Origin of the sequence: Sediminitomix flava (assembly GCF_003149185.1) — a bacterium.
Classification (GTDB): domain Bacteria; phylum Bacteroidota; class Bacteroidia; order Cytophagales; family Flammeovirgaceae; genus Sediminitomix; species Sediminitomix flava.
The window spans coordinates 28,034-40,888 of sequence record NZ_QGDO01000007.1 but is presented as its reverse complement, the minus strand read 5'-3'; the positions used below and the strand labels follow the sequence as shown (position 1 = coordinate 40,888).

Sequence of the window (12,855 nt, the reverse complement as noted above, 5' to 3'; positions counted from 1 at the left end):
ATTGTACTCTTGGAGTATTATATATTAGTTCTTATACTCTCCAGAGATTGTAATTACAGTTCCTACATTACTATCTGAAGCATCTACATCTGCAGAAGTGATGTGAATCAAGTAATACATATCGTCTTTCTTAGTACCCAATACTACATCATAGTCATCTTTAGAAGCAGTTACCGAAATTCCTTCGAAAGAAGAAATATCTGAAGCAACATCAATAGCTTCCATCAATGCTTCTTGTGAAGCCAAGTCAGCCCAAGCAGCACTTGGTAACTCTACAAACTTATCAGCAGCTTTATTAATAATAGCACTAGTAGAAGTGTTACTTGTCCAAGTAAGACCAAACATTTCTAAACCAGTAGCATCATTTCCACCTGTTCTCACCCACTCTAAAGCTTGCGCTTCTGAAAGAGGAGTTTCATCAGCTTCAACAGTAATTGTAATTTCTTCTTTTGTAGAAAGTCCATCTTTATCAGTTGCAATAAATGCAAAAGTGAATACACCTTCTTCGCTCATTGTAATCCCAAACTCATCTTGATACTCATTCTTATCAATATCATCTGGAGCAAAAATATCATCGTTATCCAAACGAATTACGAAACTTGCAATTTTTGAAGTTTTTGCAACAACTTCCCAGCTAAAGTTAATTGAATCTCCTTCAGTGATGGTAGCATCTGAAGTGATATAACCAGATTTAGCTTTAAATGTGATTTCTGGAGCAATTGGATTTCCTTCCTCATCTAAAAGAGTATCACATGAGAAAAATGCTACAGAAAGTAGCAGACTTGTTAACAGGGATAAAGCTTTGTTCATGTTTTTATAGATATTTGTAAAATTTAATAATTCAAATCTACCAAGTCTGAACTAAACTTCAACCTCCTTAACACAATTTTTTTACCTTCAAATGAACTTTTTTTGAAGAAATAAAAACGTCTTAAAGACACTTGAAACCACCTAATTGATAATAAAATAAATATGACTAACAGGTATTACAGAAGTGTAAAAATCAAACTAAAACGGAAAAGATAAGTTTACTCAAAAAAATCATTGCCCTATTTCCTGAGCATCAAAAGCTACAACTTCACCATCTAAACAACTGTAAGTTACCTCAATAGGATTACAACACACCTCACAATCTTCTATGTATGTTTGTGACGATACTGTCAAATCAAGTATAAAAGAAATGTTTTCCCAACAATAAGGGCAAGTGAAGAAATACTCTGTTTCAAACATTGAATTGAAATAAAAAAGCCTTAGTACTTATACCAAGGCTTAATATTATACTTTAGGAAATTCTACTATAAAATTTGCTCCCTCTCCTTCTTTACTCTCACAATAAACTTTCCCATCCATATCTTCCACTAAACGTTTTACGATGGACAAACCTAAACCCGTAGAATGTTCTCCATCTGTAGGTCTAGCAGATAACTTTTGAAAACGCCCAAAGAGTTTTGCTTTATCTTCTTCACTTAAACCTGGCCCTTCATCTTTTACCTCTGTCTTAAGTACACCATCTACATTATTCAAACGGATAAATAGCTTTTTGTTTTTAGGGGAAAACTTAATAGCGTTAGATATTAGGTTTTGATAGATTTGGTGAGTATAATTTTCATCTAGCATAGCCTCCATTTTCTCATCAGGAATATCTGTTTCAATCACAATATTCTTCTTTTGAGCTGTCAGGAAATATCTTTCTGCTGTTTCTCTGAGTAGTAATGCTAGATCGAGTTTTTGGGTGTTTTTATTAGACGAGTTAGATTCAATAGCTTTCAAATCCAATATTTGGGTAATCATATCAGACTGTCGGTCTATTGACTGCGAAATCATTTTGATATACTCTTGTTGTTCATCTGTCAGATTTTCATCTGAAAGTGAAATTAACTCTAAAAATCCAGAAATTTGATTCAAAGGACTTTTAAGATCATGAGCTACCACACCGATCAAATAATTTTTCTCACCATCTAAGGCGTTTAATTCCTCGTTCTGCTTTGGTAGAATAATTCTCTTACGTTCAACTTCCTCTTTCTGCTCCTCTAATTCTTTTGTACGCTCTTTTACTTTCTGATCCAAAAGTTTAGCCTCTTCCTCTAGTTGACCATATGCTTTCTTCAAGTCTGCAAATAGGCGTTTATTTTCTACCTTCAAATTAAAGGCTTCAATTGCATTATCTAAAGTTACTTGAAGCTCGTCTCTATTCCATGGTTTTGTAATATATCTATATACCTCACCTCTACTAATGGAGTTAATAATATCTTGAACATCACTATAGCCTGTCAGTACAATCCTCATGATATCAGGATACAATTCTCTCGCTTTTTCGAGAAGTTCTACCCCAGTCATTTTAGGCATAAGCTGGTCACTGACAATTACACTTATTTCCTGGTGTTTTTCTTCCAAGATTTCAAGTGCTTCTGGCCCACTTTGTGCCGTAAGTACATGATAAATCTTTCTAAAACTAGCTCTGAAAGAAACCAGGTTTTGAGGTTCGTCATCTACGTAAAGTACAGTTGATTTTTCGTTGTTCGTAGTGTTGATTTCCATAATATGGTAAAACGCTATTCTTGCAGATCAGGTCATGAAACAATAGAATATGAAAATTCTTTGTCTAATAATATTCTTAGTAGTACAAAGTTATAATACCCCAACTGAATACTAAATTTTTTATGAAAATTGTCTTATTTTTCACTAAAAATAACCTTAATAAACGGACTTCGAGACAACTAAAATCAATACAATAAAATCTTCCCCTGTTAAAATGTGTTAGTTTTCAAAATAACTTCTTATGAATAGATTTTTATATTATTTTTGAGAGGTGTTTTTTTGAATAAAGAGTCATTAAATATAGAATCTTATGATACTGAAGGCCGATAATCTTGTTAAGAAATATGGTTCCCGTACAGTAGTGAACGACATGTCTGTAGAGGTGAAACAAGGTGAAATTGTGGGACTTCTTGGACCAAACGGTGCAGGTAAAACAACATGTTTTTACATGATCGTAGGACTTGTAAAGCCTAATCAAGGTAAGATATTTCTTGATGAAGAGCCTCTAACAAAACTTCCTATGTTTAGAAGAGCCAAAAAAGGCATCGGTTATTTGGCACAAGAACCTTCAGTTTTTAGACAACTAACCGTTGAGGAAAATATTTTGGCTCCACTTGAAATGATGGGACTTTCAAAAGCTGAACAAAAGCAGAAAATGGAAGAACTTATTGAAGAGTTTAGCCTTTCTCATGTTCGTAAGAGCTTAGGAGTTCAATTATCTGGAGGTGAGCGTCGTCGTACTGAAATTGCTCGTACATTAGCTACAGACCCTAAATTTGTTCTATTGGATGAGCCTTTTGCTGGTGTAGACCCTATTGCTGTAGAAGAGATACAACGTATTGTATATAAACTTAAGCAAAGAAATATTGGCGTTTTGATCACAGATCACAATGTTACGGAAACACTTTCGATTACAGATAGAGTTTACATTCTTCAGAGTGGAAAACTGTTTAGAGAAGGTACTCCAGAACAAATGATCGATGATCCGGAAGTAAGAAAAGCATATTTTGGAGAGTATGCAGAGCTTAAAAAGAAAGATTTTTCTGCTGATTAATTTTACTTACTTAAACCGAAAGGTCACCTTTTATAGACGAAGGTGACCTTTTTTTATAAAACAGGTTTTCTATTAATGTACTATCTTTTAAAAAAGGTCTGTAAGAAACTTTGATAAAAGATACATTTTGTGTTTTTTCAAGTCTAACTATACGAGATTAAATGTTAGTATCATTAATTTTAGAATATTTCATTTAAGGATAGCTGAGTTTATCATCTGTCCTTCAGTCTAATAACTCGGGAGTTTTAAGTAATTATTCATGAAGGTATTGAATCGAATTTTTGGTTGGGCTACTTCTTCCCGAATGAAACGCCTAGAATACATGATGTCATCTCCTGCTGACATTCAACAGGAGGTATTCACTTATTTAATTGAGAAGGCTGTTTATACGGAATGGGGTAAGAAATATGGATATTCTTCTATCACATCTCCAGAAATATTCCGCGAGCGCGTCCCAGTATCAACCTATGAAGATCTATTCCCATTTATAGATCGAATTATGAAAGGAGAACAAAACATTCTCTGGCCAGAACCTATCAACTTTTTTTCTAAATCATCAGGAACCACAAACGCAAAAAGTAAATTTATCCCCGTATCAGAAGAGTCATTATTTGATTGCCATTATCAGGCTGGAAAAGATATGCTTTCTCTCTATTCTGCTCTTTACCCCGAAACAAATTTATTTAAAGGTAAATGTTTGGCTATAGGAGGCTCATATCAGAAAAATTTCATGAACCAAGATTTGGTTTGTGGAGATGTTTCAGCCATTCTCATGAAAAACCTTCCTTTTTGGGCGCAATATATGCGAACTCCTTCCATAGAAGTAGCGCTTATGGAAGAATGGGAAGCTAAAATTGAGAAAATGGCACATTCAGTTATTGACGAATATGTCGTAAGTATGGCAGGGGTTCCCACTTGGACACTCGTATTACTTGAAAGAATACTAGAGATTACAGGAAAATCAAGCATTGCTGAAGTATGGCCAGACTTGGAATTATTTGCGCATGGAGCTGTAGCTTTCGGCCCATATCGAGATACATTCAAAAAACTGATTAATAACCCTCGCATGAATTATTTAGAGGTTTATAATGCCTCTGAAGGATATTTCGGTTTACAAGATCGTAATGTAGAAGATGAAATGCTCCTTCTGCTTGATCATGGGATTTATTATGAATTCATCCCAAGCAGCGAATGGGGAAAAGATCATCCTAAAGCAGTGGGGGTTGGTGAGGTTGAATTGGGTAAAAACTACGCAATGCTAATTACGACCAATGCAGGACTTTGGAGATATCAGATTGGAGATACAGTAAGGTTTACCTCATTGGCTCCTCACAGGATTAAAATTTCAGGTAGAACAAAGCAATTCATCAATGCATTTGGAGAAGAACTGATTGTTGAAAATGCCGAAGATGCAATCACAAAGGCTTGTAAAGCTACCGAAGCTCAGATCACGAATTTTACTGCTGGACCAATTTATTTGGAACAAGGTAAAAAAGGTGGACACGAATGGATTATTGAGTTTGAGAAGCTTCCAAATGACTTCGATAAATTCAGCAAAATCTTAGACCAAAGACTTCAAGAAATTAATTCTGATTATGAAGCCAAACGTTATAAAGATATTGCGCTAATTAGACCTAAAATCCATTGTGCTGAACAAGGACTCTTTTACAAATGGATGGCAGGAAGAGGCAAACTTGGAGGGCAACACAAAGTACCAAGGCTTGCAAACAGTAGAGAATACCTCGATAGTATTCTTGAGATGATATAAACTAAACAAAGAGATAATAAAAAAGGCTGTTTTCATTAAGAAAACAGCCTTTTATTTTGTTAGAGAAAGAGTAAATTATTTTACTTTTTCAACAACAGCTTTGAATGCTTCAGGGTGGTTCATCGCCAAGTCAGCAAGAACTTTTCTGTTCAATTCAATTTCAGACTTGTTCAATTTACCCATCAATTGAGAGTAAGACATTCCGTGCAAACGAGCAGCAGCATTGATTCTTACAATCCAAAGAGATCTGAATTCTCTTTTCTTTTGCTTTCTGTCTCTGTAAGCATAAACAAGACCTTTTTCAACAGCATTTTTAGATACTGTCCAAACGTTCTTTCTTCTACCCCAATAACCCTTCGCAAGTTTTAGGATCTTTTTTCTTCTAGCTCTTGAAGCTACGTGATTGACCGATCTAGGCATTTTATATAAATGTTTTTAAAATCAAATAATTAGAAATACTGTAAAATATCTGGATTAGATATTCAACATTGCTTTTACGTTTTTCACGTCAGACTTATCTACCAAGCCAGTTTTAGTAAGATTTCTCTTCTGCTTAGTTTCTTTTTTAGTCAAGATGTGGCTTTTGAAAGCGTGCTTTCTTTTGATTTTACCTGTACCTGTCAACTTAAAGCGCTTTTTAGCGCCTGATTTAGTTTTTACTTTTGGCATTTTTGTAAAATTTAATCGGAAAACCGATAATTAAACATAGTTGAAAAACCAGCCAGCCTACGGCAGCCAAAAGGGCCTCGGCAAAACCTTTTTCAACAAACAACACCCATTTTCTCAAATGGGCGTGCAAATATAAATAATAATTTTTCGAATATCAAATTTATTTTTTCGCTCCTGGTGCTTTATTTGGAGCAATAAACAAGATCATTCGGCGACCTTCCTGACGGATAGATTGTTCAACTTTTCCGTATTCTTCCAAGTTTTGAGCAAAACGCTCTAACAACTCACGTCCTCTATCTTTATAGATAATTGAACGTCCGTAGAATTGTACGTATGCCTTTACTTTAAAACCTTCTTTTAAGAACTTGATCGCATGGTTTTGCTTAAAGTTCAAATCGTGGTCATCGGTGTTAGGTCCGAAACGAATCTCTTTAACTACAGTTTTAGCAGCTTTAGCTTTTAATTCTTTTTGGCGCTTCTTAAGGTCGTACTTAAATTTAGTGTAATCAGTAACCTTACAAACTGGTGGTTTAGCATTTGGAGAAATCTCAACTAGGTCTAATCCTTCCTCGTTGGCAAGACGAAGAGCCTCATCTCTAGAATAGACACCATTTTCTATATTATCATTTTCTCCTACAACCCTCACCTCTCTAGCGCGGATTTGTTCGTTTACCCTATAACGGATTTCTGCCATTAATTCTTTTTTTGAAATGTATGAAGACGTATTTTTGAAATTTGGGAACAAATATACGGATAAAAAACAATTTTTTACGGCTTAATGAAGTTAATCTTCTTAGAAAAAGGACATCTCCACTTTTTATTGTTCTTAAGTAGATGTTGAACTTTTAATGATTTTCAAATATTTGGTAAAAAATTTAAAGATTATAGTCAAATACTAAAGAAATACTGATATTATGAAACAGTATTTTTAAATTTGTATTCTTACTTGAATTTTTATTGAATATTCAAGACACTTTTAAAGCAAACGATTGGTAAAAGAGTTTTTGTGGGAAGATGAAAAAGTGCCTAGTAACCTTAGTAATCATTTTAATATGTCAAGTCTCTTTTGCGCAAGAATTTAACTTCCATTTATCCGAAGTTATCTTACTTGCGAAAGATAACTCATTGGCTGCCCAACAAGCTCGTTCTCGTAAGAAAAATAAATACTGGGATTACAGAACCTTCACTCCTAGATTTAAACCAAAAATCTCTTTAACAACTACTTTACCTGAGTATTCAAGGACAAAAGCTTATGATATTCAAAATGATACGCTTTCGTCTACAGTTACTCAAAATATAAATACATTTTCTAAACTCAATATTTATCAGGAAATCCCACAAACGGGAGGTTCTATTTATATGAGTACCTCTTTAAATAGGTATCAGTTAATAGAAAGTGCACCTTCTTTTGCTGGTGACGTATTTGAATTTGGTTTTAATCAACGTCTTTTTGGTTTTAACGCAATGAAATGGGATCAGAAAATTATCCCAATGAAGTACCAAGAAGCATTAAAAAAATATGCAGAAGAATTAGAATATGTGTCTTATTCAAGCACTCAACTATTCTTCAACTTGTTGATTTCGCAAATTAATCTAGACATTGCAGGAAAGAACTACCGTTCCAACCAATTAATCTATGCTCAGAAAAAAGATGAACTGAACGAGGATGAATTGCTGCAAATGGAAATCAACGTAATGACCGCTCAAAGAGATTATGCAACGGCAAAATTAGAGTCGGAAAAAGCCATGATCACTTTGAATAACTATTTAGGATTGCCAAAGAATGATCAGATAACACTCTATGTCCCTGATGAAATACCAAACTTCTCAGTTCCCCCTGAAGAAGCTATCACTCAAGCAAAAAGGAATCGAGAAAAATATTTAGCCTTTACTAGAAGACGCTTGGAGGCCGAAAGAAATGTAAAACAGGCAAGAGCAGATGTGAGACCAAATATAAATCTTGGCGCTAGTGTAAGATTCTACAACAATGCAGAACATGTTGATGATATGTACTATGCTCCAGATGCTTTTCAAAAAGTAAACTTGAGCCTTACAATACCAATTGTAGATTGGGGAGAAAGAAAGGCGAAATTGCAAAGAGCGATTTCAAGTCAAGAACTGACTGAGAGTTCTATTAAACAAGAAGAACTAGATTTCACGCAACAAGTATATATTCTAGCCAAACAAATTCCGATTTTAAGAACCAAGGTCAGAATCTCTAAAAAAACAGAAGAAAGAGCTGAAAGACGTTTTCAAGTAGCAAAAGAGCAATATTTAAATAGTGAAATTTCAGTTACAGACTGGAACTTTGCCCAAAACTCAAAAGACGTTGCGAAAAGGAACTATTTATATGCTTTGAAAGAATTCTGGGTAGCTTACTACCAACTAAGAATGCTTACACTTTATGATTTTGAACGCAATGAAAAAATAGCTGCCAGTTAATAAATTTACTTGTATCGAAAAAAAAAAAAATAGCGGATGTTCTCGGGAGAAAACATCCGCTTTTCTGTTATATAGATGTTAAGTAAATTGAAGAATGATGACTATTTTCCCAGAAACAAGCCAAACAATCATTCTCCCATATGAAAGGGAAGAGCTACTATATAAAATAGAACAATTGACAGATTCTGAAGATTTCTATTTTCAAGGAGTGATAGATGCGGATGGTTTTTCCTTACAGGAATTAGCCAATAAACAAGCTAACTACGCTCCTATTATAAAAGGTAAAATAGAAGATACAAGAAGAGGTTGCTTGCTTTTTCTTGACTATAAATTATTACAAAGCAGTAGAATCATGATCGGTTCTTGGCTATTTGGATTATCCTTTATCTTCTTTTTACTTTTTACTGCTCATCAATATTCCTTATATACAGTCATTATTTTACTACTTCTCCCCTTGCACTCTCTTGTTGCACATATCCTTTTTAGAAAAGAGGTTAAAAGAATAAAGAGGCTTTTCAACAAAAAACTCTTCGAGTAGTCCTGCTTTTTCACCATTGAAGATTCTGTGTAATCACAGCACATAAACAGTACTTAAAACACTTAATATTTTGAATGGATGAATTTCCATTCACTTTTGTAAACAGTTGAAATTTAACATTAACAATTATTATCATTAACATCTAAGAGACTCATTTACTACCACATACGAACAAACTAATTAAAAATTACATTGATATTTAAAAGGATAAACAAACAACAACATTTCAAAACTTGTTGATGCGACTTATTTAAGGTTATTTTTATCTCGAAAACGAAAATTGATAATTTATATAGAGGAAAAGTGTGCGCATAATTAATGTCAGAATGACATTTAAATTATGTACTCTTCATTCTGTATAAACGATTCTGATAATAGCACTGTTAAATAGAATAAAATAAGAGAATGGCTAAATCCATCTTCATTAGTACAGCAGAGACTAAAAGTGGTAAATCACTTTTGGCACTTGGTATTATTGACCATGTACTTCGCAAAACTTCAAAAGTAGGTTTCTTCCGTCCATTGATTTCTGAGCCTGCTGCAGGCAAGAAGGACGTAGACATTGACCTAATCATTTCACACTTCAACTTAAACCAGACTTACGAAGAATCATACGCTTTCACTAAAACTGAAGCGCACGCTATGATTGCTAAAGGGCAATACAATGAAATGCTCAGCAAAATCATAGAGAAATATAAAGCGCTAGAAAGTAAGTGTGATTTTATCTTATTGACAAGCTCTGATTTTAGTGGTGAAGGTTCTGCTTTTGAGTTCAATCACAACGCAGATATCGCTAAAAACTTAGGTATTCCAGTACTTGTTTTGGGTAACGCACACCAAAAGAATGTACAAGATGCCCTTACTCCTACAAGGTTAACAGTAGACTCTTACTTAGAAAGAGAGTGTCAGGTTGCTGGCGTGGTAATTAACAGAGCTTCAAATGAAATTCGTGAAGAGCTAATTACAGAATTGAATAAACTCTATGACAATAGAGATTATACTTTATCGGTTATTCCATGTATCCCAAGACTAAATAGCCCTTCTCTACGCGATGTAGCAGAAGAATTGAACGCAAAAGTACTTTGGGGTGAAGAAAGACTGGATACTTTAGTTCATGATTACTCTGTAGCTGCCATGGAAATGCAAAACTTCCTTGGCCGACTTCGTGAAGATTGTCTTGTAATCACTCCTGGAGATAGAGGTGATATCATTACTGGTTGTCTTCAAGCTAGCTTATCAAAGAATTATCCTAATATTTCAGGTATTCTACTTTCAACTGGTTTAGAGCCTCAAAGCTCAATTTATAAACTACTGGAAGGTCTTCCTGATCCACTTCCAATTCTTTCTGTAGAGACAAATACGTATGAGACTTCTGCTTTGGTAAAAGATATTGAAGCTAGTCTTAAAGCTAGAGATAAAGAAAAAATTGCGATTTGCTTAAAAGCTTTTGAAGAGCATGTTGACATTGAAAAAATGGACAACAGGTTTACTTCAATTACATCAAATGGTATTACGCCTAAGATGTTTACGTACAACCTTGTACAAAAAGCAAAAGCAAACAAACAACATATCGTACTTCCAGAAGGTAAAGATCCTCGTATCTTGATGGCTACAGCTGACCTTCTTGAAAGAGAAATTGTAAACCTTACTCTACTAGGAAATAAAGAAGAACTACAAGAGGTTATCACTAAAAACGGTATCCTTTTAGACCTAGATAAAGTAAACGTAGTAAATCCTACAGAGTCTCCTAAATTTGAGTCTTATGCCGAACAAATCTTCGAGATGAGAAAGCATAAAGGAGTAACTATGGATGTTGCTAGAGATTTGGCAGCAGATGAGTCATACTACGGTACAATGATGGTAATGACAGGAGATGCTGATGGTATGGTATCTGGTGCTATCAATACAACTTCTGCAACTATCCGTCCTGCACTTCAGTTGATCAAAACTAAACCTGGGTGTTCAGTAGTATCTTCAGTATTCTTTATGGCATTGGAAGACAGAGTTTTGGTTTATGGTGACTGTGCTGTTAACCCTAACCCGAACTCAGAGCAATTGGCTGAAATTGCATTGACTTCTGCAGAAACTGCTGCGGCATTTAATGTTGAGCCGAAAGTAGCTCTTCTTTCATACTCTTCTGGAGCTTCAGGTAAAGGTGAAGATGTAGAAAAAGTAAGAAACGCTACAAAGATTGCCAAAGAACGTAATCCTGAAGTGAAATTGGATGGTCCTATCCAATATGACGCTGCTGTAGATGCAAAAGTAGGTGCTCAAAAGATGCCAGGTTCACCAGTAGCTGGTCAAGCTTCAGTATTGATTTTCCCTGATTTGAACACAGGTAACAACACTTATAAGGCCGTTCAAAGAGAAACAGGTGCTATTGCAATTGGTCCTGTTCTTCAAGGTTTGAACAAACCAGTAAACGACCTTAGCCGTGGATGTCTAGTTGATGACATCATCAATACAGTAGTGATTACTGCTATTCAAGCACAAAATGCTGAATAAGGGAGTAAAACATATATCACGGACAGTTCTTAAAGAACTGTCCTTTTTTTAATTAGCCGAGTATTTTAAAATTATAAATCATATATGAAAATTCTTGTTATCAACTCAGGTAGTTCATCTATCAAATACCAAATGTTTGATATGAATGGTGAGCTTGTACTTACTAGTGGTATTGTGGAAAGAATCGGTTTGGAAGTAGGGAATATTTCTCACAAAACTTTCATTAACGGTGAGGAGAAGAAAGTGGTAAAAGAGTTTCCAATCCCGAACCATAAAGTAGGACTTTCTGAAGTGGTAAACTTATTGACTGATGCTGAAATTGGAGTTATCCAAAACCCAGATGAGGTTAGTGCTGTAGGTCATAGAGTTGTTCATGGAGGCGAATACTTCAATGAAACTACTTTGATTACTCCAGAAGTTGAGGCGAAAATTGAAGAAGTTATTCCTTTAGCACCTTTGCATAACCCTGCCAACTTAGAGGGTATCAAAGTTTGTACAGAAATCTTTAGCTCTGCAAAGCAAGTGGCTGTTTTCGATACGGCATTCCACCAAACTATGCCTGCTCACGCTTACCGTTACGCTATTCCTGAGGAATTGTACAAAGAGCATCATGTACGTTCTTACGGTATGCACGGTACTTCTCATAAATATGTAAGTGCAAAAACACTTGAATATTTAAATCTGCCAAAAGAAGGTAGTAAAATCATCACAGTACACTTGGGTAACGGATGTTCGATGTCTGCAGTAAAAGATGGTAAGTGTATCGATACTTCAATGGGATTCTCTCCATTAGCTGGTCTTATGATGGGTACTCGTTCTGGAGATATTGACCCTGCAGTTATTTTCTTCTTGGAGGAAAAACTAAATATGAAGACTGACGAAATCTACAACCTATTGAACAAGAAGTCAGGTATGCTTGGACTTACAGGCTTCAGCGATATGCGTGATGTAGAAGACAAAATCAATGCGGGTGATGCTCAGACTCGTATGGCTAGAGATCTTTATACTTACAGAATCAAGAAATATATCGGTTCATACATTGCAGCACTTAACGGTGTAGATGCAATTGTTTTTACTGCTGGTGTAGGTGAAAATGATACTGCTGTACGTGAAGAAGTTATTGAAGGACTTGATTTCTGTGGCATCAAATTGAATAAAGAAGAAAACAGCTTACGTAAACCTGGAATCAGAGAAATCCAAGCTGAAGATTCAAATGTAAAAGTATTGATCGTTCCTACAAATGAGGAACTAGAAATTGCTAGACAAGCACAAGATCTTATTAAATAAGGTTCTTTATTCGATATAAATTAATAATTAGGTCTTTGTTCTACTATGGAACAA

General features: G+C 34.9%; 12 protein-coding genes. 6 read left to right on the top strand and 6 right to left on the bottom strand.

From position 1 onward, the window contains the following. Positions 1-24 precede the first annotated feature (24 nt). From BC781_RS20725 to BC781_RS20715, 3 genes are all read right to left on the bottom strand, one after another. Complete coding sequence (locus BC781_RS20725) at positions 25-810, bottom strand: hypothetical protein (protein WP_109621507.1); 786 nt, start codon at positions 808-810, stop codon at positions 25-27. Between the two features lie 231 nt (positions 811-1,041). Further along, the gene (locus tag BC781_RS20720) at positions 1,042-1,230 is read right to left on the bottom strand and encodes a CPXCG motif-containing cysteine-rich protein (protein WP_109621504.1); all 189 of its coding nucleotides are present in this window, start codon (positions 1,228-1,230) and stop codon (positions 1,042-1,044) included. 45 nt (positions 1,231-1,275) lie between these two features. Next, a complete protein-coding gene (locus tag BC781_RS20715; protein ID WP_109621502.1) occupies positions 1,276-2,538 on the bottom strand; it encodes a hybrid sensor histidine kinase/response regulator in 1,263 nt (420 codons plus the stop codon). 310 nt (positions 2,539-2,848) lie between these two features. On the opposite strand from BC781_RS20715, the gene lptB reads away from it, so the two are divergent. Then, positions 2,849-3,592 (top strand): LPS export ABC transporter ATP-binding protein, encoded by a 744-nt coding sequence (lptB, locus tag BC781_RS20710; protein ID WP_109621500.1) that lies wholly within the window; start codon positions 2,849-2,851, stop codon positions 3,590-3,592. Between the two features lie 259 nt (positions 3,593-3,851). Then, complete coding sequence (locus BC781_RS20705) at positions 3,852-5,360, top strand: GH3 auxin-responsive promoter family protein (RefSeq protein WP_109621498.1); 1,509 nt, start codon at positions 3,852-3,854, stop codon at positions 5,358-5,360. A 75-nt stretch (positions 5,361-5,435) separates the two neighbouring features. Here BC781_RS20705 and rplT read toward each other — a convergent pair whose 3' ends face one another. From rplT to infC, 3 genes are all read right to left on the bottom strand, one after another. After that, positions 5,436-5,780 (bottom strand): 50S ribosomal protein L20, encoded by a 345-nt coding sequence (gene rplT, locus BC781_RS20700; RefSeq protein ID WP_109621496.1) that lies wholly within the window; start codon positions 5,778-5,780, stop codon positions 5,436-5,438. Positions 5,781-5,834: 54 nt separating this feature from the next. Further along, positions 5,835-6,029, bottom strand: coding sequence for a 50S ribosomal protein L35 (gene rpmI, locus BC781_RS20695; protein ID WP_109621494.1), 195 nt, complete (start codon positions 6,027-6,029; stop codon positions 5,835-5,837). Positions 6,030-6,189: 160 nt separating this feature from the next. Continuing rightward, positions 6,190-6,723 carry a translation initiation factor IF-3 gene (gene infC, locus BC781_RS20690; RefSeq protein WP_109621937.1) on the bottom strand — a complete coding sequence of 178 codons (534 nt, stop codon included), beginning with the start codon at positions 6,721-6,723 and terminating at the stop codon, positions 6,190-6,192. A 320-nt stretch (positions 6,724-7,043) separates the two neighbouring features. Here infC and BC781_RS20685 point away from each other — a divergent pair, with 320 nt between their 5' ends. From BC781_RS20685 to BC781_RS20670, 4 genes are all read left to right on the top strand, one after another. Continuing rightward, entirely contained in the window at positions 7,044-8,471 is a 1,428-nt protein-coding gene (locus BC781_RS20685) for a TolC family protein (protein ID WP_109621492.1), read from the top strand. Positions 8,472-8,565: 94 nt separating this feature from the next. Next, positions 8,566-9,009: a hypothetical protein gene (locus tag BC781_RS20680; RefSeq protein ID WP_146201749.1), complete on the top strand. Its 444-nt coding sequence runs from the start codon at positions 8,566-8,568 to the stop codon at positions 9,007-9,009. A 405-nt stretch (positions 9,010-9,414) separates the two neighbouring features. Beyond that, positions 9,415-11,514: a phosphate acetyltransferase gene (gene pta / locus BC781_RS20675; RefSeq protein WP_109621488.1), complete on the top strand. Its 2,100-nt coding sequence runs from the start codon at positions 9,415-9,417 to the stop codon at positions 11,512-11,514. 84 nt (positions 11,515-11,598) lie between these two features. After that, positions 11,599-12,801 carry an acetate/propionate family kinase gene (locus tag BC781_RS20670; protein ID WP_109621486.1) on the top strand — a complete coding sequence of 401 codons (1,203 nt, stop codon included), beginning with the start codon at positions 11,599-11,601 and terminating at the stop codon, positions 12,799-12,801. The last annotated feature ends 54 nt before the right edge of the window (positions 12,802-12,855 follow it).

Excerpts from the sequence above, each read along its gene's own strand:
- BC781_RS20715 (WP_109621502.1), bottom strand. The coding sequence starts at position 2,538 with ATGGAAATCAACACTACGAACAACGAAAAATCAACTGTACTTTACGTA.
- BC781_RS20680 (WP_146201749.1), top strand. The coding sequence starts at position 8,566 with ATGATGACTATTTTCCCAGAAACAAGCCAAACAATCATTCTCCCATAT.
- pta (WP_109621488.1), top strand. The coding sequence starts at position 9,415 with ATGGCTAAATCCATCTTCATTAGTACAGCAGAGACTAAAAGTGGTAAA.
- BC781_RS20720 (WP_109621504.1), bottom strand. The coding sequence starts at position 1,230 with ATGTTTGAAACAGAGTATTTCTTCACTTGCCCTTATTGTTGGGAAAAC.
- rplT (WP_109621496.1), bottom strand. The coding sequence starts at position 5,780 with ATGCCTAGATCGGTCAATCACGTAGCTTCAAGAGCTAGAAGAAAAAAG.
- infC (WP_109621937.1), bottom strand. The coding sequence starts at position 6,723 with ATGGCAGAAATCCGTTATAGGGTAAACGAACAAATCCGCGCTAGAGAG.
- BC781_RS20725 (WP_109621507.1), bottom strand. The coding sequence starts at position 810 with ATGAACAAAGCTTTATCCCTGTTAACAAGTCTGCTACTTTCTGTAGCA.
- rpmI (WP_109621494.1), bottom strand. The coding sequence starts at position 6,029 with ATGCCAAAAGTAAAAACTAAATCAGGCGCTAAAAAGCGCTTTAAGTTG.
- BC781_RS20670 (WP_109621486.1), top strand. The coding sequence starts at position 11,599 with ATGAAAATTCTTGTTATCAACTCAGGTAGTTCATCTATCAAATACCAA.
- BC781_RS20705 (WP_109621498.1), top strand. The coding sequence starts at position 3,852 with ATGAAGGTATTGAATCGAATTTTTGGTTGGGCTACTTCTTCCCGAATG.
- BC781_RS20685 (WP_109621492.1), top strand. The coding sequence starts at position 7,044 with ATGAAAAAGTGCCTAGTAACCTTAGTAATCATTTTAATATGTCAAGTC.
- lptB (WP_109621500.1), top strand. The coding sequence starts at position 2,849 with ATGATACTGAAGGCCGATAATCTTGTTAAGAAATATGGTTCCCGTACA.